The sequence below is a fragment of the Nitrosospira multiformis genome, from assembly GCF_900110185.1.
In the GTDB taxonomy this organism is placed as follows: domain Bacteria; phylum Pseudomonadota; class Gammaproteobacteria; order Burkholderiales; family Nitrosomonadaceae; genus Nitrosospira; species Nitrosospira multiformis_A.
Genome location: NZ_FOCT01000002.1, coordinates 267013 through 289548, shown reverse-complemented (window position 1 = coordinate 289548; position 22536 = coordinate 267013). Strand labels below are relative to the sequence as shown.

Here is a 22536-nt window from a genome sequence, read left to right as displayed (position 1 = left end):
TTGAGGCTGCGGAGTAGAGTGGCCTATAGTATTGTGAGATCCGGTCGGAGGTTGTGGACAAGAAGTTTTCCTCTCAAAGGTCAAAGGAGGAAACTCCCGCCTATCTTTTCGCGCTTTGAAGCTGTGAGTCGGTCAGGGCCGCAAGCTATCGATGTGCGCGTACCCAGTCGCGCCACTGCATGAAAAGATTCAGATCAAGGGCAGCAATGGCTGAGCGCTGCCAGAGCGGCTCAGTCCAGAAATCATCCTCGTTCAAGCCGCACATGTGACCGCCTGCTTCCTCCAGAATCAGGCTGCCTGCAGCGTAGTCCCATAGTTTTTGCCCGCCGTGCAGATACAGGTCAAAGCGTCCGGCAGCGGTGTAACACCATTCCAGGGCACAGGAGCCGAAGTTGCGGTGAGAAGAAAACGGCTTTGCCGTAGAGACTTCCTGTGCAAGCCTGCGACCGAGCCGTTTCAGGTCCACGCTCGCGATGGCCGCACTTAGCGGCGGCACATCTTCCTTTATTGGCAATTTTTCCCCATTCAGGAATGCGCCCCTGCCTTTTTCGGCGTAGAACATTTCATCTGCCACTGGATTGTAAACCACTCCCAGAACGCTTCTGCCATGGCGCATCAGTGCTACTGAAACGGCAAAGTAGGACAAGCCGTTGACGAAATTGGAAGTCCCGTCTATCGGATCCATGCACCAAAGTCCCGCATCGCCTTCCCGCCAGTGCGCGACCTGCTCGTTCTCCGTCATTTCTTCTCCCACCACCGGACCAGGATAGATCTTGCTCAACTCGCGCGCGAGCGTTTCCTGCGTGGCAAGATCAGCTTCCGTAAACAGGCTTCCATCGACCTTGCGCTGTCGCGCAACTTTCATATAGCGCGGCAGAATTTCCTGCTGGGCAACTGCTTTGACGGCAGCGATAACTGCATCAATCACCGGCTAGTCCACTCGCCATTTGATGGAGCAGCCGATGCTGGGAATCTGGTCCTTGGGACCAGCGCCGGTGCGGGCTACCTGAAGCATTCCTTCGAAAAGGTCACGTCGTGCATCCACCGGCGCGGCTTCCTTCCGGGAAGCATCCAGGCGGCCGCGATACTGCAATTCGAGCTTGTGATTGAAGCCGAAAAAATCCGGCGTGCAGACTGCGCCATATGCCTTTGCTACTTCCTGGGTTTCATCCCAGACATAGGGAAAGGGGTAGGCATATTCCCGGGCTACGCGCCCCATGTTTTCAAATGAGTCCTCGGGGTAGTCCGATGGGTCGTTCGACATGATTGCGATAGCGCCGACACCCTGCTCACGCAATTCGTTGACATCGCGGATGATCCGTTCGCGCACGGCCTTCACATAAGGACAATGATTGCAGATGAACATCACGAGCAATCCTTTTTCACCCTTGACTGAGGCCAGATTGTAGTGCTTTCCATCTACTCCCGGTAAATCGAAATCAATTGCTTTCCAGCCGAAATCACAGACCGGTGTTTCCAGGCTCGCCATATTTTTCCCCCAGATTTCATTTCCTTATAACGAATACCAGATGTCGTTTCCTGCGCAATCCAGGCAGAAGCCGAGCGGTGTCTTTTCGCAGAAGCTTGTCGTGCGGATATAATTGAAAGCAGCGCGGCTATCTCGACAGCGTTTGTTCAAGCAGGACTGCTGAGACCCCAATACTATCATGAGAAAGGCGCATTGATTGTTCCACCGTCTGATACTGAATATGCAATGACGCTTCCCCGCTTTTACTGCCCTATCGAAATTCTTGCCGGACAGATCCTGGAATTGCCCTCAGCAGTTGCGCATCATGCCGCTCGTGTTCTGAGACTCGAGCCAGGCGATGAAGTGGTGTTGTTCAATGGCGACGGTGGAGAATTCACCTCTGTCATTTCGCGAATCAGCAAGCAGGGTGTGGCTGTTGTAGTCGAAAGGCATGTACAGGTCGAGCGCGAATCCCCGCTCACCATTCTGCTTGCTCAAGCGGTGTGTATGGGTGAAAAGATGGACTGGATCGTGCAGAAAGCAGTGGAACTGGGTGTAACCCGAATTCAGCCTCTCATTACCAAGCAGAGTGTGGTGAGACTCAGCGGTGAACGCGGGGAAAAACGCGTGAGCCATTTGCAAAAGGTCGTTATCTCCGCGTGCGAGCAATGCGGCAGAAACCATGTGCCGGAAGTGCTGCCACTCGCGACCCTCCAGAACTGGCTGGGTAGGCAAACCGAATCATGCAGAACGTCCAGTGGCAGTCTTTCTCCCGATGCTTGCTTCATGCTCTCGCCTTTTGCAACAAAGGGTTTGCGGGATTTCAAGCACCCTTCGAATATCGGCTCGATCATTTTGCTCGTAGGGCCCGAAGGAGGGTTTACCGAGGATGAGGAAGCGGCTGCAATGGTTGCGGGTTTCATTCCGCTGCGTCTGGGTCACCGCATACTGCGAACGGAGAGCGCTGCGCTGGCGGCAGTGGGAGCAATGCAGGCGCTATGGGGTGATTATTGATCATGGATTTCGTGACCTGGTTCCGGTCGGTAGCGCCTTATATCAACAGCTTCCGTCATAAAGTTTTCGTGGTCGCTTTCGGCGGGGAAGTCGTTGCGGACGGAAAATTCATCGAACTCGTACACGATCTCAATCTGCTCGCCAGCTTAGGCGTACGTCTGGTGCTGGTGCACGGTGCGCGCCCCCAGATCGAGTCGCGCTTAAACGAACATGACCTGCAGACGACATATATACGGGGTATGCGCGTTACCGATGCGGCTGCGTTGCAGTGTGTCAAGGAATCGATCGGGCGGGTACGTGTCGAAATCGAAGCACTGCTGTCAATGGGTTTGCCGAATTCACCGATGGCCAACGCTGCGATTCGCGTCGCCAGCGGCAACTTTGTTACTGCAAGGCCAATCGGCGTGATAGAGGGTATTGACCTGATGCATACCGGAGAAGTACGCAAGGTGGATATTTCCGCCATCCGCTCGCGGCTCGAGCAAGGTGAGTTGGCATTACTGTCGCCGCTTGGCTACTCCCCTACCGGCGAGATCTTTAATTTGACGCTGGAAAATGTCGCAGCTGAGACTGCGATCGCCCTCAAGGCCGAGAAACTCATATTTCTGATGGATACCGAGGGGATCGAAAAGAGCACTGTAGACAGCGAACAGGCGTTGCTGCTGCGGGAACTGACGGTGGCGGAGGGCAGGAGCTTGCTTAAGGAGTTTGGCAGGAAAACGGTAAAGCTTGCCGAGGATGCACAGCTTTATCTGCCTTTTGCCTTGCACGCCTGTGAACGCGGAGTATCGCGCGTTCACCTCATAAGCCGGCACGTCGACGGCGCTATTTTACAGGAGCTATTCACCCACAGTGGCATCGGGACAATGATATCGGAAGGTCCGTTGCAAAACCTGCGGGATGCACGAATAGAGGACGTGGGCGCGATTTTGCAACTGATCGAGCCTCTCGAAGCGGACGGGACGTTGGTGCGGCGGAGCCGCGAGTTGCTGGAGATGGAAATCGATCGCTTCGTCGTGATCGAGCATGATCGCATGACTGTCGGTTGTGCGGCACTCTATCCTTTTCCGGACGACATGGCGGGCGAGCTCGCCTGTCTTACCGTTCATCCTGAATATCGTAGCGCGGGCTGTGGAGATGCGCTGCTCAAGGCTATTGAGGCGAAGGCGAGATCCCAGGGCAGTAAAAAACTGTTCGTCCTTACCACTCGGACAGCCCACTGGTTCGTCGAGCGCGGCTTCCTTTCAGCAGACGTGAGTCAATTACCCAAGGTGAAGCAGGGGCTATACAATTATCAACGGCGCTCGAAGGTATTTATGAAACCCCTTTAATCAGCGGTCAGATTCCGGCTGCTGGATCGACTATCCTGTCGCGGTAATCAAAGAGTGCAGCGCACGGCGCTCTGATAGTCTGCATTTTGTTATATTTCGGAGACAGCAATGGGAAGAACCGTAAATTGCATCAAGCTTGGGCGGGAACTGGAAGGTCTGGATTTTCCGCCTTATCCAGGCGAGTTGGGAAAGCGTATTTTTGAGAATGTCTCGAAAGAGGCATGGGCGGGCTGGATCAAGCACCAAACCATGCTGGTCAACGAGTATCATTTGAATCTGTCGGACATCAAGGCGCGCAAATATCTGGCCGAACAGCTCGAGGCATATTTCTTCGGAAGCGGTGCGGAACAACCTCGTGGCTATGTACCTCTTGCTAAATAATGCCAGATACATGGCAGCTTGAAGTGATTGCATTGGATATATTCAGAGACGGCATGACCGATTCCAGAGCTTCCGGTCAATTCCTCAATCGAGAGGTTGGCCAGATTGAATTCAACCGGAGGGTGCTTGCGCAGGCCGAAAATGAGGACACCCCGCTTCTTGAGCGCCTGAAGTTTCTTTGCATTGTCAGCAGTAACCTGGACGAGTTCTTCGAGGTTCGTGTCGCGGGGATCAAGGAGCAGATCAAACTCGATACCCGCGGTTTTGATCCAGCTGGCATGCTGCCGCATCAGATATTCAGATTGGTGAGCGAACAGACGCATACGCTGGTGGCGCGGCAGTACGCGTTGCTGAATCAGCAGATTTTGCCCGGCCTTGCCAGTGAAGGGATCCATTTTCTGAGGCGCGCCGCCTGGAATGACGCACAGCGCGCGTGGATCAAGTCTTACTTCTTTCGCGAAATGATGCCGGTGCTGACTCCCATCGGCCTTGACATTTCACATCCCTTTCCTCGAGTGCTCAACAAGAGCCTGAATTTTGCGGTTGAACTCGAGGGCAAGGACGCTTTCGGGCGTAATTCCGGAGTTGCCATCGTGCAGGCCCCCCGCGTGCTGCCCAGACTGATTCAGTTGCCGGCTGAAATCAGCAGCAGCACTTATAATTTTGTATTTCTCTCTTCCATCCTGCATGCGCACGTAGGGGAATTATTCGCCGGGATGAATGTGCTCGGCTGCTATCAATTTCGCGCCACGCGCAATAGCGATCTGTTCGTGGATGAGGAAGAAGTCAAGAATCTGCGCATTGCGCTACAGGGTGAACTGCCGCAGCGCCACTTCGGCAATGCCGTGAGGCTGGAAGTGGCGGACAATTGCCCCCTGCATATGTCGGCTTTTCTGCTGGAGCAGCTCGGTCTTGCTCAGGAGGATTTCTATCAGGTAGAGGGGCCCGTGAATCTGGCGCGGATGATGCACGTCTTCGAACGCATAGACCGGCCCGATCTGAGATATCTGTCTTTCATCCCGGGTTTGCCGCTCACGCTGCAAAAGAAAAAAGCGTCTGACATTTTTCAGTTGATTCGCAAGAACGATATCCTGTTACACCATCCCTACCAGTCGTTCCAGCCGGTAATTCATTTTCTCCAGCAGGCTGCAACCGATCCGGACGTAGTCGCCATCAAGCAGACCGTATATCGTACCGGTGCCGATTCCCAGGTCATGGCCGCGCTTATCGCCGCCGCGAGCAGCGGAAAAGAGGTCACTGTGGTGGTGGAGCTGTTGGCCCGGTTCGATGAAGAGGCCAATATCAACTGGGCCAGCCGGCTGGAGAATGTGGGGGCGCATGTGGTGTATGGAGTGGTAGGGCATAAGACACATGCAAAGATGGCAATGATAGTGCGGCGTGAGGAAGGCAGCCTTCGGCGTTACGTTCATGTCGGCACCGGGAATTATCACGCCAGCACAGCCCGGCTCTATACCGATTTCGGCTTGTTCAGCTGCCAAGAGGATTTCTGCGCTGATGTGAACGAGGTTTTCACGCAGCTTACGGGACTGGGCAAAGCGGGAAAACTCAAATATCTCTGGCAATCTCCCTTCAGTTTCCATAGCCAGATGATCGCATCCATTGAAAACGAAGCGCAGAATGCGAAAGCAGGAAAGCCTGCCCGAATTATCGCAAAGATGAACGCATTGCTGGAACCGGGAGTCATCAAGGCCCTCTATGCCGCTTCCGAGACAGGCGTAAAGATCGATCTCATTGTTCGCGGGGTGTGCGCCTTGCGGCCTGGGATTAAAGGACTCTCAGAAAACATTCGGGTACGCTCCATTATCGGCCGCTTTCTCGAGCACAGCCGGATTTTCTATTTTCGCAATGGCGGCGCTTACGATATCTACCTTTCCAGCGCCGACTGGATGGATCGAAACTTTTTTCGAAGGATCGAGATCTGCTTTCCGGTTCTGGAACCCAAGCTGAAAAAGCGCGTGCTCGAAGAAGGTCTGTATGTATTCCTGAAGGATAATTGCCAGGCCTGGGAAATGGACAGCGAGGGTCGTTATCATCTGAGGCAGTCCGGTCAGCGCAAGAAGCGAAGCGCTCAGGAGACGCTGCTGATGGAACTGGCCGCGGCGCAATAGAGGCGGCAGTCAGGAACGTTTTCCCCGTAGCGAGTAGTCGTTCCAGACACAGTCGGAAAAGAATCGTGCCGCTCGAAATCGAACTCAAATTAAGATTGTCCCCCGAGGATGCCGCCAAGCTTCAACATCACCCGTTCCTGAGATCTCTTACCGTTTCCCGCCCTGTTACGCGGAAACTTTTCACCACCTATTACGACACGCCTGATCTGTATCTGCAGAAGCATCACATGGCGCTCCGGTTGCGGCATATCGGAAGAAAATGGATACAGTCCATCAAAGGAGGGGGGGAAGCTGCCCTTGGATTGCACCAGCGTCATGAATGGGAGTCCATGGTGCCGACAGGGCGGCCCGATTTCTCTCAAATAACCGATCCGTCTCTCATCCGCCTGTTCGACGGAGCAGAACTGCACGACCAATTGCGTGTCCTGTTTACGACCGACTTCAAGCGCAGCAAGCGCATTTTGCACTTGGTGGACGGAAGCGAGATCGAATTTTCGCTGGATCAGGGAGTAATCAGAACGCCGGCTGATTTTACCAGGGAGATTTGCGAAATCGAGCTGGAACTGAAGTCCGGGAGGGCACAGTCGCTATACCGGTTTGCGCTGGATATATTGCACATCGTTCCTCTCAGATTGGAAAACGCAAGCAAAGCCGAGCGGGGCTATGGGCTCGTTACCGGCTTCAAACCCGCGCCTGTCAAGGCGGTACCTGTTCGACTCGAAACGGAAATGAAATTGGGCGAAGCCATCAAGGCGATCGCGTGGAATTGCCTGCAACACTTGCATGGCAACGAGGCAGGCATGCTGCAACATCAGGATCCGGAGTATCTGCATCAGATGCGGGTGGCATTACGCAGGATACGTACGGCGCGCCGTGTTTTTGCCCGGGCATTCGATGCAACTGCGTTTGCTTCTGCAACCCCGGACTTGAAATGGCTGTCGCGTTCCCTCGGTGCAGCGCGGGACTGGGATGTATTCGTGTCGGAAACATTAAGCGAAGTGAGGAATTACTTTCACGGGCGTCCCGGTATTTCTGCCTTATGGGAAGAGTGCGAGCAGATGCGGCAAAACCACAATGATGGAGCGTGTGAGGCGGTAGGATCTACCCGATACACGGAAGCAATGCTGAGGCTGGGGGCTTGGCTGAACGCGGAAACCTGGCTTCCGGCACCTGATCCGCAGCAGAGTGAATTGCGAAAGGCCCGGCTGGAATGGCCGGTGAAGAAATTCGCAGATAATGCGCTGTCGCACGGACAAGAAAAATTGAAAAAGTATTACAAAAAAGCGGACGGGCAGGGTACAGAGGAGTTACATGCCCTGCGCATTGCGGTGAAAGAACAGCGATATACCGCTGAATTTTTCTCGGACCTGTATCGCCGAAAAAAAGTGAAGCGCTACATCAAGTCTCTGACCGTGTTGCAGGAAACACTGGGGGCGGTAATTGATACTAGCGTGACCGAACGATTGCTGAATGAAGTCGGAGTTGAAGGCAGAGGCGAGAATGGCAGCACGTGCGAAGCAAGGGGTATTGTCCTCGGTTGGATCGGTCAGCGTGGGCTAACGAAAAGAAGTGAGCTTGATGAGGTATGGGGGGAGTTCGAGAAAAAGGAGGTGTTCTGGTAGCTGCCCGGATGCTTGCCGAGGTGGCGATTGCAAGTGCAAGATCAGGGGCCAGTCGTCAACTCTGGAAATTCGAGCAATTCGACCAGACCTTCAGCCTCCGGTAATAAAAAGGCGAACCGTATCAGTTCGCCTTTTTATCTCGTTCGAATTCCAGTTGCTTATAAACCCGGCACTGGCGTTGAACGGGTGGAACTGTCGGTTTACCTGATTACTTGATGACGGCCTTCAATTCCCCCTTCGCGTATTTGCCTGCCATGTTGTCCAGGGCGATAGGTTTGATTTTAGCCGCCTGCCCCGCACAGCCAAACGCTTCAAAGCGCGCCTTGCAAATATCCTTGGCGGCGGCAGTCGCATCCTTCAGATATTTACGCGGGTCGAATTCGCTCTTGTTCTTGGCAAGATGACGCCGTATCGCACCGGTCATCGCCAACCGGATATCGGTATCGATATTGACCTTGCGGACGCCGTATTTGATCCCTTCCTGGATTTCCTCGACTGGAACACCATAGGTTTCTTTCATCTCCCCACCATATTCGCGGATGATGTCGAGCCAATCCTGCGGCACGGAGCTGGACCCATGCATCACCAGATGGGTATTGGGAATGCGGGCATGAATTTCCTTTATGCGCTCGATGGCGAGAATATCTCCCGTTGGCTTGCGCGTAAACTTGTAGGCGCCATGAGAGGTGCCGATGGCGATTGCCAACGCATCCACACCCGTTTGCTTGACGAAGTCGGCCGCCTGTTCCGGATCGGTCAGCAGCTGATCATGAGACAACTTCCCTTCGGCGCCATGGCCATCTTCCGCTTCACCCATGCCGGATTCCAGGGAACCGAGACACCCGAGTTCACCCTCGACGGAAACACCCACTGCATGTGCCATTTCCACCACCTTACCGGTGACTTCAACATTATATTCATAGGAAGAAGGTGTCTTTGCATCCGCTTCCAGGGATCCATCCATCATGACGCTGGAAAAACCGCTGCGAATGGCATTCACGCAAACCGCTGGCGAGGCTCCGTGATCCTGGTGCATGACGATGGGAATGTGCGGATAGGCCTCTACGGCTGCGGCAATGAGATGGCGCAGAAAAGGCTCCCCGGCATATTTACGCGCGCCTGCTGAGCCCTGCATGATCACCGGGCTGTCGCATTCATCCGCCGCCTGCATGATGGCGTGAATCTGCTCCAGGTTGTTGACGTTGAAAGCGGGCAGGCCATAGCCATTTTCTGCCGCGTGATCCAAAAGTTGACGCAATGATACGAGTGCCATTAGAACCTCCTCAAAGTTAGAATCAGTGTATATGGTAAAACATCACAGGCAGTGAAAAGATCGAGGCGGATATCTGCACCATGCTCAGGATTCCACCTTCCGTTCCTGTTTTCTGTGCTCGCCTACCTTCACTATTTTCATCGTATTGGTGCCGCCTGCCTTGCCCACCGGTTCGCCGATGGTCATGATCATTAGGTCGCCGTTACGTACCGCGCCCCGTCTGAGCAACTCGTTTTCGGCGTGATTCAAGATGATCTCCGGGTCGTTCGAGCCTCCCCCGAACTTGACCGGGTACACACCCCGAAATAACGTCATCTTGCGCCGTGTATCCTCCTGAGGACTCAACGCGAATATGGGCACGGTGGAACTCCTGCGCGACATCAGCAACACGGTCCTGCCGCTTTGTGTAAGCGCCGCGATGGCTCTGATCTTTAATCCTCCTGCAGTGAACATGGTCGCACGGGCAATCGCTTCCTCGATATTATCGGGCAGGCCGCCCTGCAGCCGTCGGTTTTCACTGCTTACCAGGTATTCCTTTTCCGCCTCCAGGCATACCCTCGCCATTGCCGCAACCGCTTCGACGGGATATTGCCCGGTAGCGGATTCCGCTGACAGCATTACAGCATCAGTGCCATCCAGTACCGCATTTGCAACATCCGATACCTCCGCGCGGGTGGGGATGGGACTGCTGACCATGGACTCCATCATCTGGGTGGCGGTTACCACCAGCTTGTTCCCGGCTCGGGCAGTACGGATCATGCGTTTTTGCAACGCCGGCACGACTGCGTCGCCTACCTCTACCGCAAGGTCTCCGCGCGCCACCATGATCGCATCGGAGGCCTCCAGAATATCATCCAGCGCCAGGATTGCTTCCGATCGTTCGATCTTCGCCATCAATAAACTTTTTCCGCCTGCCTCGCGCATCACATCGCGCGCCCAGCGCATATCATCGCCAGAACGGGGAAATGATACCGCCAGATAATCGGCTTTAAGCGCTGCGGCGGTCCGGATATCTTCCACGTCCTTGCCGGTGAGGGCAGGCGCACTCAGGCCCCCGCCTTTGCGGTTGATTCCCTTGTTGTTAGACAGTATTCCGCCCTGCTCAACCACGCAATAAACCTGGCTTCCCTTGACTTCGGAAACGCCGAGCACGATGCGTCCATCATCCAGGATCAGCGTTGCACCGGTCTCGACATCACTGGGCAATTCCTTGTAATCCAGACCCACCCGTTCCTGGTTTCCAAGCTCGCATTCGGCGTCGAGTATGAATTGATCGCCCGTTTTCAGGAGAATTTTATTATTTTCGAATTTGCCGATCCGGATCTTGGGTCCCTGCAGGTCTGCCAGCACACCCACCGCGTGACCTGCGGCGCGTGCGAGGGAGCGCGCTAACTCGGCGCATTCGATATGCTCTTCCTTGGTCCCATGGGAAAAGTTGATACGGACTACATCAACGCCGGCGTTTATCATCCGCTCCAGCACCTTTGCATCTCGGGATGCGGGACCGAGTGTTGCTACGATTTTCGTTCTTCGAATCATTCTGATGAATGCACGTGTTGAATCCGCGTATCAATCCGCATATTCGCTACCTGGACCTATCTGCTGCCGGCGGCACGCTGTTCGAGTATTTCCACGGCAGGCAACTTCTTGCCTTCCAGAAATTCCAGAAAGGCTCCACCGGCAGTGGAAATGTAAGAAACCTTGTCATAGATATCGTATTTCTGGATAGCGGCAATGGTATCTCCTCCCCCTGCCAGGGTAAAGGCGTCGGTATCGGCGATAGCCATGGCGATGGTTTTGGTGCCTTCACCGAACTGATCGAACTCGAATACTCCGACAGGGCCATTCCATACTACCGTACCGGCTTTCATGATGATGTCCGACAACTCGCGGGCGCTCTTCGGGCCGATATCGAATATCATATCGTCATCTGTTACCGCATCTGCATTCTTCAATACCGCCGGTTCACTGGCGTCGAATTTTTTCCCGACAACAACGTCAACGGCAATTGGAATGGTCGCATCTCGTTTTGCCATTTTTTCCATGAGCATTTTGGCGGTGGGAACCAGGTCATCTTCGCACAGGGATTTTCCAACGTTCTTTCCCGCCGCTTTGAGGAAGGTATTGGCGATGCCGCCGCCCACCACCAGTTGGTCCACTTTTTCTGACAGGGATTCCAGAACGGTCAATTTTGTCGAGACCTTCGAGCCTCCGACGATTGCCACCATGGGGCGGGCTGGATTCAACAACGCCTTGGTCAGTGCGTCCAGCTCTTCTGTAAGCAGAATGCCGGCGCAGGCAACAGGAGCGTATTTGGCAATGCCATGGGTCGACGCTTCGGCACGGTGCGCTGTGCCAAACGCATCCATCACAAACACGTCGCAGAGCTTTGCATATTTCTGCGCCGTCTCATCTGCGTTTTTCTTTTCCCCCTTATTGAAACGACAGTTTTCGAGGATGACCAGTTCGCCTTCGGCAACGTCGAAGTTGCCGTCCACCCAATTCTTGACCAGGTGCACCGGCTTGCCGAGACGTTCGGAAATATTATCGGCCACCGGTTTGAGCGAGTTTTCTTCTGACCATACGCCCTCTTCCGGTCGTCCCAGATGGGAGGTAACCATTACTTTGCCGCCTTGCTTCAGGCAGTAGTCGATGGTGCCCATGGAGGCACTTATGCGTGCGTCGGAGGTAACTTTGCCATCTTTCACGGGCACATTGAGGTCGGCGCGGATGAACACGCGCTTGCCTTTCAGATCAAGGTCGGTGACTCTAATGACAGACACTGGGAACTCCAAGTTTTAAGACATAAGGACGTTTAGGGATTCCTTATGATGAATTGAAGAGAAGGACAGGGATCAGGGGGAAGAAAAACGATCCCAGGTTTCTTCCCCTTGTGACGAATTCGTCCTCTGCTACTTGCCGGCCACAACGCGGACCATCTCCAGAATCTTGCTGGAGTAACCCCACTCGTTGTCGTACCAGGAAACCACTTTTACAAAATTCCCGTCCAGAGCCATTCCCGCTTCTGCATCGAAAATCGAGGTTGCGCTTTCGCCCCGAAAATCGGTGGAAACAACCTTCTGGTCCGTATAGGCCAGCACACCTTTCATCGATCCCTCGGATGCCTTCTTCATGGCATCGCAGATCTCTTCGTAGCTGGCTTCCTTCTCCAGCTCAACGGTAAGATCCACCACGGAAACATCAGAGGTCGGAACGCGGAAAGCCATGCCGGTGAGCTTCGTATTGAGTTCGGGAATAACCTTGCCAACGGCTTTTGCCGCGCCGGTGGAGGAGGGAATGATGTTTTCCAGAATACCCCGGCCACCGCGCCAATCCTTGTTGGAAGGACCGTCCACGGTTTTCTGGGTTGCGGTGGCGGCGTGAACTGTCGTCATCAGGCCACGTTTGACGCCAAAGGTGTCGTTCAATACCTTTGCAACTGGAGCCAGGCAGTTTGTAGTGCAGGAGGCATTGGAAATAATCGCCTGACCGTCATATGAGTCATTATTCACTCCATATACGAACATGGGTGTATCGTCTTTCGACGGCGCAGACATGATGACTTTCTTCGCACCCGCGGCGATGTGTTTCTGGCAGCTTTCCTTGGTGAGGAAAAGTCCGGTTGACTCAACCACGACTTCAGCACCGACTTCTCCCCATTTCAATTCAGCCGGGTCTTTAATCGCCGTCAGCCGTATTCTTTTGCCATTGACAATGAGCGTACTGTCTTCGATCGAAACATCACCCTTGAAGCGGCCATGCACGGAATCATGCTGCAGCATATAGGCGAGGTAGTCGGGCTCAAGTAGATCATTGATGGCAACGACTTCAATATCCGGAAAATTCTGTACCGCCGCGCGGAAAACCATTCGCCCGATACGGCCAAATCCATTGATACCGACCTTGATTGTCATGTTTTACACTCCTTGGATAAAAAAAGAACCTCGGACGCGGAGAAAATTTTCTCCGCGTTTCGGCTGGCAATTGGTCAGAATTAAATGACGCTGTTTACCGCCTTTACCACATTCTCTACGGTGATGCCGAAGTGCTTGAACAGCTCTCCAGCCGGCGCGGACTCGCCGAAGGTATCGATGCCGACCACTGCTCCCTCCAGGCCTACATACTTGCGCCAGTAATCCGTCACGCCTGCTTCCACCGCCACGCGCCCTATACCCTTGGGCAGCACACTGTTTTTATAATCGACATCCTGGCGGTCGAATACGTTTGTGCAGGGCATCGAAACGACGCGCACATGAATTCCCGTTTCGGCCAGCGCTTTTTGCGCCATCATCGCCAGGCCGACTTCCGAACCTGTGGCAATGATGACTGCCCGCGGCTTGTTATCGGAGGCTTCCGACAGGATATAGCCGCCCTTGTCGATCAGTTTGAGCGTGTTCCCTTCGCGTTTCTGAAAGGGAAGGTTCTGGCGGCTGAAAATCAATGTGGAAGGGCCATCCTTGCGTTCGATTGCCCGTGCCCAGGCCACGGTCGACTCGACCGTATCGCACGGACGCCACACATCCATATTGGGGATGTAGCGCAATGTGGCGGTCTGTTCCACCGGTTGGTGGGTAGGGCCATCTTCGCCCAAACCAATGGAGTCATGGGTGAATACGAACAGGCATCGTATTTTCATCAGGGCGGCCATGCGAAGCGCATTCCGCGCATATTCCGAGAACATGAGGAAAGTGGCGCCGTAAGGAATGATTCCGCCATGCAACGCAAGTCCGTTCATGATGGCGCTCATGCCGAATTCGCGCACGCCGTAATATACGTAGTTGCCGCCATCCTGCCGGGCGATGCCTTTTGAACCTGACCAGAGAGTAAGATTCGATCCTGCCAGGTCTGCCGAGCCGCCGACCAGTTCCGGCAACTTGGGTGCCAGCCCTTCAATCGCATTCTGCGATGCCTTGCGGCTTGCAATGGTTTCTTCCTTTGCATGAACACGTGCAACCAGGGCATCCACGTGCTCCTGCCACTCCTCCGGCAGTTCACCTGCCATCCGCCGGCTGAATTCGGCCGCCTCAGTCGGGTATTTTGCAGCGTACTCTGCGAACTTGCGATTCCAGTCGTCTTCCAGCTTTTGTCCTTTTGCGCGCGCATCCCAGTTCTGGTAGACATCCTCGGGGATCTCGAATGGCAGGTGATTCCACCCGATATGCGGGCGCGCAGCGGCTATTTCCAGGTCACCCAACGCCGCGCCGTGCACCTCGTGAGTATTTGCCTTGTTGGGCGAGCCCATTCCGATCACGGTCTTGCAGCAGATCATGGAAGGTTTGTCCACGGCCTGCTTGGCAGCTTCGATGGCGGCCTCTATTGCTACCGGATCATGTCCGTTGACATTCGGCACAACATGCCAACCATAGGCTTCAAAGCGTTTGGGCGTGTCGTCTGTGAACCATCCCTCCACATGCCCATCGATGGAAATGCCATTGTCGTCATAAAAACAAATTAGCTTACCCAGTCCCAATGTGCCTGCAAGCGAGCAGGCTTCATGGGAAATACCTTCCATCAGGCAGCCATCGCCCAGGAATACATAGGTATGGTGATTGACGATATCGAAGCCGGGACGGTTGAATTCCGAGGCAAGTATTTTCTCTGCCAGAGCCATTCCCACAGCATTGGTGATCCCCTGGCCCAGCGGACCTGTGGTCGTCTCGACGCCGGGTGTATAACCATATTCCGGATGGCCGGGAGTCCTGGAATGAAGCTGACGGAAACGCTTGATTTCCTCCATCGGTAAATCGTAGCCCGTGAGATGCAGCAGGGCGTAAATAAGCATGGATCCATGTCCATTGGATAAAACGAAGCGGTCACGGTCAGCCCACTTCGGATTTGCCGGATTATGGCGTAGGTGATGTATCCACAATACCTCAGCAATCTCAGCCATGCCCATAGGCATTCCCGGATGCCCCGAGTTGGCTTTTTGCACGGCATCCATCGCCAGTGCACGAATGGCGCTGGTCAGGTTTTTGAATACCGGCGCTTCAAAATCTCGAAATGTTCCCATGAACATGAACTCCCTAGCTCAACAATTTATACGCACACAAAAACACCGCTCAAATAGCGGTGCGGGTCGGCAAAACCATTATTATCTCTTAAGATAGGATGTCAGACAATATGACAACTCCAATTGTAGAGAATGAATCTCAATTCCCTCGCAGCCTGATGCCAAGCAGCTTGAGCTTGCGGTACAGATGGGTGCGCTCCAGGCCTGCGCGTTCCGCCACTCGGGTCATATTGCCGTTTTCCTGTTCGATAAGCTGTTCAAAATACGTTTTTTCGAACATGTCCCGCGCTTCACGCAACGGTATGTCGAGCGGGATACCCGCCACTGCCTGTGAAGTCGAGGAAGGAACCAGCATCTGTTTTACGTCTTCTGCCGATATTTCATCGCTGGTGCAGGTCAGTGCAAGGGTATGCACTGCGTCCGTCAGTTGTGCGAGATTTCCGGGCCAGTCGTGATTTCGCAGGCAGTTGAGGGCAGCGGTGCTGAACTGGCGCAAGGGGACGTCGCCTGATTCGATATAACGCGAGAGTATCTGGGTCGCGAGTTCGGGAATGTCTTCCCGATGCTCCCTCAGTGCGGGCACGTTGATGCAAAGTCCGCTCAGCATCTCATACAGCTTGGGATCGTAGACCCCTTGAGCCGCCAGACTGGCAAGCGGCGTGGAGGTCACGCATACGAGCCGGACATTGTATCTTTCCAGCTTGCCTAGCAGCAGCAACAGTCCTTTTTGCGCCAGTTTGTTGAGCTCGCCGATCTCCTTGAGAAAAAGCAAGCCTCCTTTTGCTTGTTCAAGTAACTCAAACGGAGCATTCGACAGGGTGGCGAGAGTATCGGGTTCTACCCAAGGTGTATTTGGCTGGTGCAGAAAGCGGGCGCATAGATCCACGCCCGTTCCCGGTTCACTTATGAGCAGCACCGGTGCCGTGAGGCTGGCAACCTGTTCCAGTCGTCTTTTCAGGTCTGTAATCAGCGCCCCCCGTCCCAGGCTCGCCAGGGGAAGTGTCATGCGTGGCTTGGCCTGCCCGCTGCGCAACGCGCGGCCGACTGTACTCAGCAGTTTTTGCAGCGGTACCGGTTTTTCGAGATAAGCCGCTGCTCCCATACGCGTGGCTTCTACCGCGGTGTCGATTGTGCCATGGCCTGACATCATCACGACCGGCATGGTGAGAAGTCCGCTGCTGACCCATTCTTTCAACAGAGTGATGCCGTCGGTATCCGGCATCCAGATATCCAGCAATACCAGATCAGGGCGAGCCTGTTTCCGCCATGCGCGCGCCTGTGCAGCGTTTTCCGCCAGGGCGACGCGATAACCTTCATCGCGCAGGATTTCGGACAAAAGCTCACGGATGCCGATTTCATCGTCGACGATCAGTATCGTATTGTTGCTCATAATTCCAGGAATAGATTTGCTTGCCACGGAAATGAAATTGAACGTCAAGCCTTACCTCTTATTCTTTTGACTGCAGTTCACAGGAAAGTGAAAGCGCAGGTTCTCCCGCGATCGGTCGGAGCCATCTATCTTTGAGAGAAACCACGAGCTTGTCCGGGGAGAGGGGGAGTACGATTGAAATACGCGCGCCGTGCGGTCGCATATTTTCAATCTGTATCGTTCCCCTGTGTTCTTCGATTATCTTTTTTACAATGGGAAGACCCAGTCCGGTCCCTTTCGGTTTTGTTGTCACATAGGGTTCAAATACCCGTGCTCTCACCTGTTCAGGAAATCCCCCGCCGTTATCACTGACGGTGAAACGTATTCCTGAGGGCAGGATTTCCGTTTTTATCATGATTGCGGGTTGAGGCAAACCCGCCAGCGCATCCTGGGCATTCTGCAGGAGATTGTGTATCACCTGACGCAGCCGCGCGGAGTCACCTTTCATCATCGGCAGGTCGGGCGCCAGAACCAGATCAATATGCGGTTGCCGATTATCCGGCGCTGTTGTGGCTGGACTTTCATACAAGGCCAGTACTTCCCGTACCAGCCCATTGAAATCCAGCAGGTGAAATTCGGGTTCAGGCGCACGCGCGTATTCGCTGAATTCATTGACCATTCTTTTGAGCGCTTCCACCTGATTGACGATCGTTTCGGTGGAACGCTGCAGAATTTGCGCATCATTGTCATTCAGCTTCGCGGCAAGCTTGTGCTGTATGCGTTCGGCGGACAGTTGTATCGGGGTCAGCGGATTCTTTATTTCATGCGCCAGACGGCGCGCCACTTCTCCCCAGGCTGCAGCGCGCTGAGCTTCCAGTAGATGGGTGATGTCGTCGAACACGACGACGCCTCCACCGCCTGGCACATGCGCCAGCCATGTTCCCCGTAGCAGCAGGACCTGACGCGTACCCTCCCTCGCTCGCTCCACCTGGCGCTGCCACTCGCCCTTTGTTTCCGAATGAAATCCTTCCAGAATTCCATATGCGAAAGCATTCAACTCGGATTCACGCATCGCACATTCCTCGATCGTCAATCCTTCCAGACCGGGCAGCGGAACGTTCAGGATTTGCTCCGCACTCAGATTGGCTGTGCGCAAGTGCAGGCTTTCATCGAATACCAGGACGCCCGAGGAAAGATTGGCCAGGATGTTTTCCAAATAAGCCCGCGCGCTTTCCACTTCCTGTTGATTGTGCTGGGCAGTTGTCCGCGCTTCCTCCAACTGCTGGGTCATGAGATTGAATGATTCGGTCAGTACGCCCAGTTCGTCGCGGCTCCGTACCGGATGGCGTCTGCTGAAGTCGCCCTGCGCAACCGCTCGCGTACCCTCCGCCAGCATCCCCAGAGGCGCGCTGAGCCGTTCGCTGATCAGGAAGGCGGCGGCCAGGGCAGAGAAAAGCGCAAGCAGCAGCGCGAGCGTCAGGGTCACCCCGTAGAGGTGTTTGAGACCTTCCCGCGACAGCAGCAATTCCTGGTAGTCCCGATAGGCTGCCTGTACTATTTCCGCGTCTTCCGCCAGTTGTTTCGGCACGGGCTGCGTCAACTGAAGAATGCGCGTATTGTTTCTTACGCCGGGAACATCGATAGGTGACCATACCTTCAGGTACAAACCTTCACCGGGAATCGACTCAATCGTGCTGTATCCGTTTTCCGCCCTGATCTGATGCATTGAAGTCGTACTGAGTCCGTCAGGGACGGTTTCACTCATGTCCGCACGTGCAAATGCAACGACGTTACCTTCGTGATCGAACAGGACTGCTTCCTGCGCCTGCGTTTGATGGACGAGCTGGTTTAATGCCGGCGGCAAGGGCCCTGTTTGCTCAGATAATGCAAGCGCGGCGAGATCGGCTTTTCTGTGCAGATCTTCCAGCCGGCTGTCGAGAATGGTGCGCCCCAGTTCCAATCCGCCTTCCAGAGCGCGATCCACTTTTACGTCGAACCAAGATTCGATACTTTTTCCCAGAAACTGGACCGATATGCTATAGACCAGGACACCCGGGAGCACCGCCATCAGCGAGAAGATCAGCAACAGGCGCAGCGCCAGCCTGGAACCGAATACGCCCGCCTGAAGCCTGCGTCTGAGCCTCCACAACAGGTATCCGACGATTGCCATGAGGAACAGCACCAAACCGGCGTTGAGCCTGATCAGAAGCCTGTATTTACGGTCAAAGAGGCCGGTATCGGCGCCAGCGCTCGCGAGCAGGAGCAGCATGATCGCCCCCAGCGCCACGCCGGCGATGATGAGGTATTTCATCATTTGCTGCTGTCCTGCAGCTTCTGGGAGGGTAAGCGGGTATCCCACCGCAAAGTACCGGAACCGAGATCCCATTCCCGGGAGCCGAGCGTCTCCACCTGGAACGGCTTGGGCAGCGCTGCTATATCGAGACGCATGCGCAATTCCACGGTATATTCCCCGTTCGGGATCAATTCTTCACTCGCGTTGATCGGCCGGTCCCGCACGCGGCTTAACGCCTGCAATGCGTCGTTGAGCGAACTGAAGTTCTGTGACAATGCCCCCCGCGTCAGGCGATACTGACGGGTCAGCGCGTAGTAGCTCAATCCTTCGCGCACTCTGCTATAGCCTACTCTTTCATCGAACCAGTACCAGCGTGAGTTGACCAGGCCGAGCTCGGTGACAAAATAAAGCACAATACCCTTCTCCAGGGCGTGCTCCAGTTTGTGATTGAGAGTGATCTGGAAATCGGCATCAAACTCGTAGGCGCCTTCCACGGGTTTGATTCTGACCGACTTGATCTCTATGCTTGCTTCCCCATGTGCGCTGGATGCCTGTCCTACGAGCACAAGCAGCAGCACTGCCACAGTCATGCGCAGGAGACGCGCCAGGAAATCAGAGCTTTTCAAGCAATGCATAAAAAAAACCGTCGTGATGGGGGGCCGGCAACAACTGGCCGTCAACGATTTCTGGCACGGAAAAGGGCAGCAGACGAGCATCCGGGTGATGATTCAGGAAGCTTTCCACCTGAAGGCCGTTTTCCTCTGCGAATATGGAACAAGTGACATAGAGCAATTTACCGCCTTTGACCAGGGTTTGCCAAAGGGCATCGAGCGTTTTACGTTGTATCTCGGCAAACTGCGCCAGGTCGCTTTCGCGCCGTAGCCATTTGATGTCGGGGTGACGCCGCACCACTCCGGACGCAGAACAAGGGACATCAGCCAGGATACGGTCGAATGGCCTTCCATCCCACCACTCTTCCGGGTGCGTGGCGTCGCCCTGAATGATGCGATAAGGCTTGAGGCCGAGACGAGTGAAATTCTGCTTTAGCCGTTCTACCCGCTCGCCATCATTGTCAACTGCGATCAGTTCCAGATCGGTCAACTCAAGCAGATGCGCACTTTTCCCGCCAGGCGCAGCGCAGGCGTCCAGCACACGCATTCCGCTCTGGGGACATAGTAGCGGCGCTGCCATTTGAGCGGCCACATCCTGAACTGATACCAGCCCTTGACCGAATCCCGGCAGTTTTTCCACCGGGACCGGGTGAAATAATTCAAGCGCCTCTTCTACCCAGTCGTTTTCCGGTCGCCGGGCATTCAGTCCGGCATTGTGCAGCAGCTTCTGATAGGCTTCAACGTTTGTCCTCCGCCGATTGACTCTGAGCGCCATGGGCGGCCGCTGATTGGCAGTTTCCAGTACAGCCTGATAGCGGGTGGGATATTGCGCACGGAGTTTGGCGATCCACCATTGTGGATGGGAATACTTTCCTACTTCGGTTGCCGCCGCTTGTTCAAGCAGGGCAGGACGTTTGCGCAAGAAGTTGCGCAATATCGCATTGACCAGTCCGCCTATACTTTTCGCATGCCGGGGATCCCGCATGTTCCTGCTATTCCTACTATCGATCGAGGGGCTGCAAGAAGCGGATACGGCGCTGTCCACTACAACGTGCGGCGCCGTTTTGCTGTATTGAAGCTGATACAGTCCCACCAGCAGCAGGTAGCGCAAACTCTGATCCTTGAGGGGCTTGTTCAGCAATAAGCCAAGCAATATGTCCAGTTGACCATAAAAGCGCAGTACACCATAGCTTAAATCCTGAATCGCACCGCGCTGCTGGTCAGAGAGGCCGCTGTGGCTGCGCCAGGTTTCCTGCAAAACCGTTGTCAGACTCGCGCCACTCAGCACTCTTTCAACAGTGGTGGCGGCTAGGCGCTGCGTCCTGATCATTCCCGGCTTTCAAAACGATCACCCCGCCGTAGAGAATGCCCCAGGAGGAATTCAGCGGATCTTAATTTTTTACCTCCGGATTTTTGCACGATCTTCAATATCAAGGCATGCTTGCCGCATGCAACGACAATTCCATCTGGTCTTATTGCAACGATTTCCCCCGGTTTTTCATCTGTCTCTGCGATGTCTATGCTGGTCTGCCACACTTTCATGGAAATTCCATTCACGGTGGAATGCATGCCGGGACGAGGATTAAAGGCCCTCACTGCGCGATCGATATTTTCTGCATCCATCCGCCAGTCAATTTCGGCTTCCGGCTTTTCCAGTTTGGAGGCGTACGTGGCCGCCAGATCATTCTGGGGAGTGGCGATAATTTTTCCTTGCTGCAACAAAGCCAGCGCCTCTACGATACAGGCCGCTCCCAGTTGTCCAAGCTTTTCATGCAGTGTTCCGGCAGTGTCATCCTTTGCGATTGTAATACTTCGTACCAGTAGAATGGGGCCGGTATCAAGACCGCGATCCATCTGCATGATCGTAATTCCTGTTTCCCGATCTCCCGCCAGAATCGCCCGTTCGATTGGAGCCGCTCCGCGCCACCGGGGCAGTAACGAGGCATGAATGTTGACGCAGCCAAGTTTCGGAATATTCAGAACGGAGAAAGGCAGAATCAATCCATACGCAGCGACAACCATGATATCCGCTCTGATGGCATCGAGTTGCGCGTGCAACTCGGGTTGCCTGAGGGAGGGAGGCTGCAGTAGACCAAATCCCCGCTTTTGCGCCAGTAACTTCACTGCGCTGGGAGCATTTTTCATGCCTCTTCCGGCAGGTCGATCCGGCTGGGTCAGCACCAATGCAATTTCGTGTCCGGCATCTGCCAGCGCTTCAAGCGCGGCCGCAGCGAAAGGAGGCGTTCCGGCAAAAATAATTCTCATGGGGATGGACAGGAGTAGGCGCTCGACGGCAAGAAAGGGCTGTCAGTATCCGCATCCCGTTCCCGTTGCCGGAGCGCCGGTCAGCAAACTCTCCGGATAATCTCGCATTGCGGTTGCACCGGGTTTGCTGTGGAAGCAGGGAAATGCACCGTGAAATGTACCAAAAGCTTGCAAGAGACAGACAATAAAGATATAAATTTTTACATGGTTTGCTACATCACCTTTCGGCGTTGTTTCCGGAATTTTGCCTGAATCCTCGATTGCTTCATCCGCGACCAATACTCCACAAATACTTTTCCCAGCAGGTGGTCCATTTCATGCTGAATGCATACCGCCAGAAGACCGTCGGCATCCAGCGTGAAGCGCTCGCCGTCCTTGTTCAAAGCTTCGACGGTAATCTGCGCAGCGCGCGGCACCTTGCCAAATATGCCAGGCACGGACAGGCAGCCTTCCTCATAGTCCGATTCCCCGTCGTGTGCAGTGATTTCCGGGTTGATCAGCACAAGCAGTTGGTCATGGGTATTGGAAACATCGATTACGATAACACGCTTGTGCACATCCACCTGGGTGGCAGCCAACCCGACTCCCGGCGCGGCGTACATGGTTTCCGCCATATCCTGCACCAGGACGCGTATTTCATCGGTGACTTCGGGAACCGGAGCCGCAATGGTGTGTAACCGTTCGTCAGGATATTGCAATATTTTCAATAGCGCCATAAAAAGGCTTGAACATAAAAGAAACTGAATGCAAAATTCAAGGCGACGCCTCAT

Annotated in this window: 18 protein-coding genes; 5 read left to right on the top strand and 13 right to left on the bottom strand. The window is 54.5% G+C overall.

Annotated elements, in window-relative coordinates:
• Positions 1-145: 145 nt before the first annotated feature.
• Positions 146-928 (bottom strand): inositol monophosphatase family protein, encoded by a 783-nt coding sequence (locus BMY01_RS03560; protein WP_074744344.1) that lies wholly within the window; start codon positions 926-928, stop codon positions 146-148.
• A 3-nt stretch (positions 929-931) separates the two neighbouring features.
• Positions 932-1489, bottom strand: a complete 558-nt coding sequence (locus BMY01_RS03555) for a thioredoxin family protein (protein WP_074744342.1) — start codon at positions 1487-1489, stop codon at positions 932-934.
• Between the two features lie 225 nt (positions 1490-1714).
• On the opposite strand from BMY01_RS03555, the gene BMY01_RS03550 reads away from it, so the two are divergent.
• The 5 genes from BMY01_RS03550 (at position 1715) to BMY01_RS03530 (ending at position 7945) form a co-directional block, all read left to right on the top strand.
• On the top strand, positions 1715-2482 hold the full coding sequence (locus tag BMY01_RS03550) for a 16S rRNA (uracil(1498)-N(3))-methyltransferase (protein WP_074744340.1): 768 nt from the start codon (positions 1715-1717) through the stop codon (positions 2480-2482).
• Positions 2483-2484: 2 nt separating this feature from the next.
• A complete protein-coding gene (gene argA / locus BMY01_RS03545) occupies positions 2485-3813 on the top strand; it encodes an amino-acid N-acetyltransferase (protein WP_074744338.1) in 1329 nt (442 codons plus the stop codon).
• A 108-nt stretch (positions 3814-3921) separates the two neighbouring features.
• Positions 3922-4194 carry an oxidative damage protection protein gene (locus BMY01_RS03540; RefSeq protein WP_074744336.1) on the top strand — a complete coding sequence of 91 codons (273 nt, stop codon included), beginning with the start codon at positions 3922-3924 and terminating at the stop codon, positions 4192-4194.
• A 53-nt stretch (positions 4195-4247) separates the two neighbouring features.
• A complete protein-coding gene (gene ppk1 / locus BMY01_RS03535; protein ID WP_074744580.1) occupies positions 4248-6323 on the top strand; it encodes a polyphosphate kinase 1 in 2076 nt (691 codons plus the stop codon).
• A 65-nt stretch (positions 6324-6388) separates the two neighbouring features.
• Positions 6389-7945, top strand: coding sequence for a CYTH and CHAD domain-containing protein (locus BMY01_RS03530; protein WP_074744334.1), 1557 nt, complete (start codon positions 6389-6391; stop codon positions 7943-7945).
• A gap of 208 nt (positions 7946-8153) precedes the next feature.
• Here the strand turns inward: BMY01_RS03530 and fba are convergent, their stop codons facing one another.
• From fba to def, 11 genes are all read right to left on the bottom strand, one after another.
• Entirely contained in the window at positions 8154-9218 is a 1065-nt protein-coding gene (gene fba / locus BMY01_RS03525; RefSeq protein ID WP_074705074.1) for a class II fructose-bisphosphate aldolase, read from the bottom strand.
• An 84-nt stretch (positions 9219-9302) separates the two neighbouring features.
• On the bottom strand, positions 9303-10757 hold the full coding sequence (gene pyk, locus BMY01_RS03520; RefSeq protein ID WP_074744333.1) for a pyruvate kinase: 1455 nt from the start codon (positions 10755-10757) through the stop codon (positions 9303-9305).
• Between the two features lie 56 nt (positions 10758-10813).
• Positions 10814-12001 (bottom strand): phosphoglycerate kinase, encoded by a 1188-nt coding sequence (locus BMY01_RS03515; protein ID WP_074744331.1) that lies wholly within the window; start codon positions 11999-12001, stop codon positions 10814-10816.
• Positions 12002-12130: 129 nt separating this feature from the next.
• On the bottom strand, positions 12131-13132 hold the full coding sequence (gene gap / locus BMY01_RS03510; protein WP_074705079.1) for a type I glyceraldehyde-3-phosphate dehydrogenase: 1002 nt from the start codon (positions 13130-13132) through the stop codon (positions 12131-12133).
• Between the two features lie 80 nt (positions 13133-13212).
• A complete protein-coding gene (tkt, locus tag BMY01_RS03505; protein ID WP_074744578.1) occupies positions 13213-15228 on the bottom strand; it encodes a transketolase in 2016 nt (671 codons plus the stop codon).
• Positions 15229-15367: 139 nt separating this feature from the next.
• Entirely contained in the window at positions 15368-16618 is a 1251-nt protein-coding gene (locus tag BMY01_RS03500) for a sigma-54-dependent transcriptional regulator (RefSeq protein ID WP_074744576.1), read from the bottom strand.
• Positions 16619-16676: 58 nt separating this feature from the next.
• Positions 16677-18908, bottom strand: a complete 2232-nt coding sequence (locus BMY01_RS03495) for a sensor histidine kinase (protein WP_254772596.1) — start codon at positions 18906-18908, stop codon at positions 16677-16679.
• A complete protein-coding gene (locus tag BMY01_RS03490; protein WP_074744327.1) occupies positions 18908-19525 on the bottom strand; it encodes a DUF4390 domain-containing protein in 618 nt (205 codons plus the stop codon). Before BMY01_RS03490 ends, BMY01_RS03495 begins: the two co-directional genes overlap by 1 nt.
• Positions 19503-20831: a 16S rRNA (cytosine(967)-C(5))-methyltransferase RsmB gene (rsmB, locus tag BMY01_RS03485; RefSeq protein WP_074744324.1), complete on the bottom strand. Its 1329-nt coding sequence runs from the start codon at positions 20829-20831 to the stop codon at positions 19503-19505. Before rsmB ends, BMY01_RS03490 begins: the two co-directional genes overlap by 23 nt.
• The gene (gene fmt, locus BMY01_RS03480; protein WP_074744323.1) at positions 20828-21766 is read right to left on the bottom strand and encodes a methionyl-tRNA formyltransferase; all 939 of its coding nucleotides are present in this window, start codon (positions 21764-21766) and stop codon (positions 20828-20830) included. Before fmt ends, rsmB begins: the two co-directional genes overlap by 4 nt.
• A 212-nt stretch (positions 21767-21978) precedes the next feature.
• Entirely contained in the window at positions 21979-22482 is a 504-nt protein-coding gene (gene def / locus BMY01_RS03475; protein ID WP_074744574.1) for a peptide deformylase, read from the bottom strand.
• Between the last annotated feature and the right edge of the window lie 54 nt (positions 22483-22536).

Excerpts from the sequence above, each read along its gene's own strand:
- BMY01_RS03555 (WP_074744342.1), bottom strand. The coding sequence starts at position 1,489 with ATGGCGAGCCTGGAAACACCGGTCTGTGATTTCGGCTGGAAAGCAATT.
- BMY01_RS03550 (WP_074744340.1), top strand. The coding sequence starts at position 1,715 with ATGACGCTTCCCCGCTTTTACTGCCCTATCGAAATTCTTGCCGGACAG.
- argA (WP_074744338.1), top strand. The coding sequence starts at position 2,485 with ATGGATTTCGTGACCTGGTTCCGGTCGGTAGCGCCTTATATCAACAGC.
- BMY01_RS03540 (WP_074744336.1), top strand. The coding sequence starts at position 3,922 with ATGGGAAGAACCGTAAATTGCATCAAGCTTGGGCGGGAACTGGAAGGT.
- ppk1 (WP_074744580.1), top strand. The coding sequence starts at position 4,248 with ATGACCGATTCCAGAGCTTCCGGTCAATTCCTCAATCGAGAGGTTGGC.
- fba (WP_074705074.1), bottom strand. The coding sequence starts at position 9,218 with ATGGCACTCGTATCATTGCGTCAACTTTTGGATCACGCGGCAGAAAAT.
- pyk (WP_074744333.1), bottom strand. The coding sequence starts at position 10,757 with ATGATTCGAAGAACGAAAATCGTAGCAACACTCGGTCCCGCATCCCGA.
- gap (WP_074705079.1), bottom strand. The coding sequence starts at position 13,132 with ATGACAATCAAGGTCGGTATCAATGGATTTGGCCGTATCGGGCGAATG.
- tkt (WP_074744578.1), bottom strand. The coding sequence starts at position 15,228 with ATGGGAACATTTCGAGATTTTGAAGCGCCGGTATTCAAAAACCTGACC.
- BMY01_RS03500 (WP_074744576.1), bottom strand. The coding sequence starts at position 16,618 with ATGAGCAACAATACGATACTGATCGTCGACGATGAAATCGGCATCCGT.
- BMY01_RS03495 (WP_254772596.1), bottom strand. The coding sequence starts at position 18,908 with ATGAAATACCTCATCATCGCCGGCGTGGCGCTGGGGGCGATCATGCTG.
- BMY01_RS03490 (WP_074744327.1), bottom strand. The coding sequence starts at position 19,525 with ATGCATTGCTTGAAAAGCTCTGATTTCCTGGCGCGTCTCCTGCGCATG.
- rsmB (WP_074744324.1), bottom strand. The coding sequence starts at position 20,831 with ATGATCAGGACGCAGCGCCTAGCCGCCACCACTGTTGAAAGAGTGCTG.
- fmt (WP_074744323.1), bottom strand. The coding sequence starts at position 21,766 with ATGAGAATTATTTTTGCCGGAACGCCTCCTTTCGCTGCGGCCGCGCTT.
- def (WP_074744574.1), bottom strand. The coding sequence starts at position 22,482 with ATGGCGCTATTGAAAATATTGCAATATCCTGACGAACGGTTACACACC.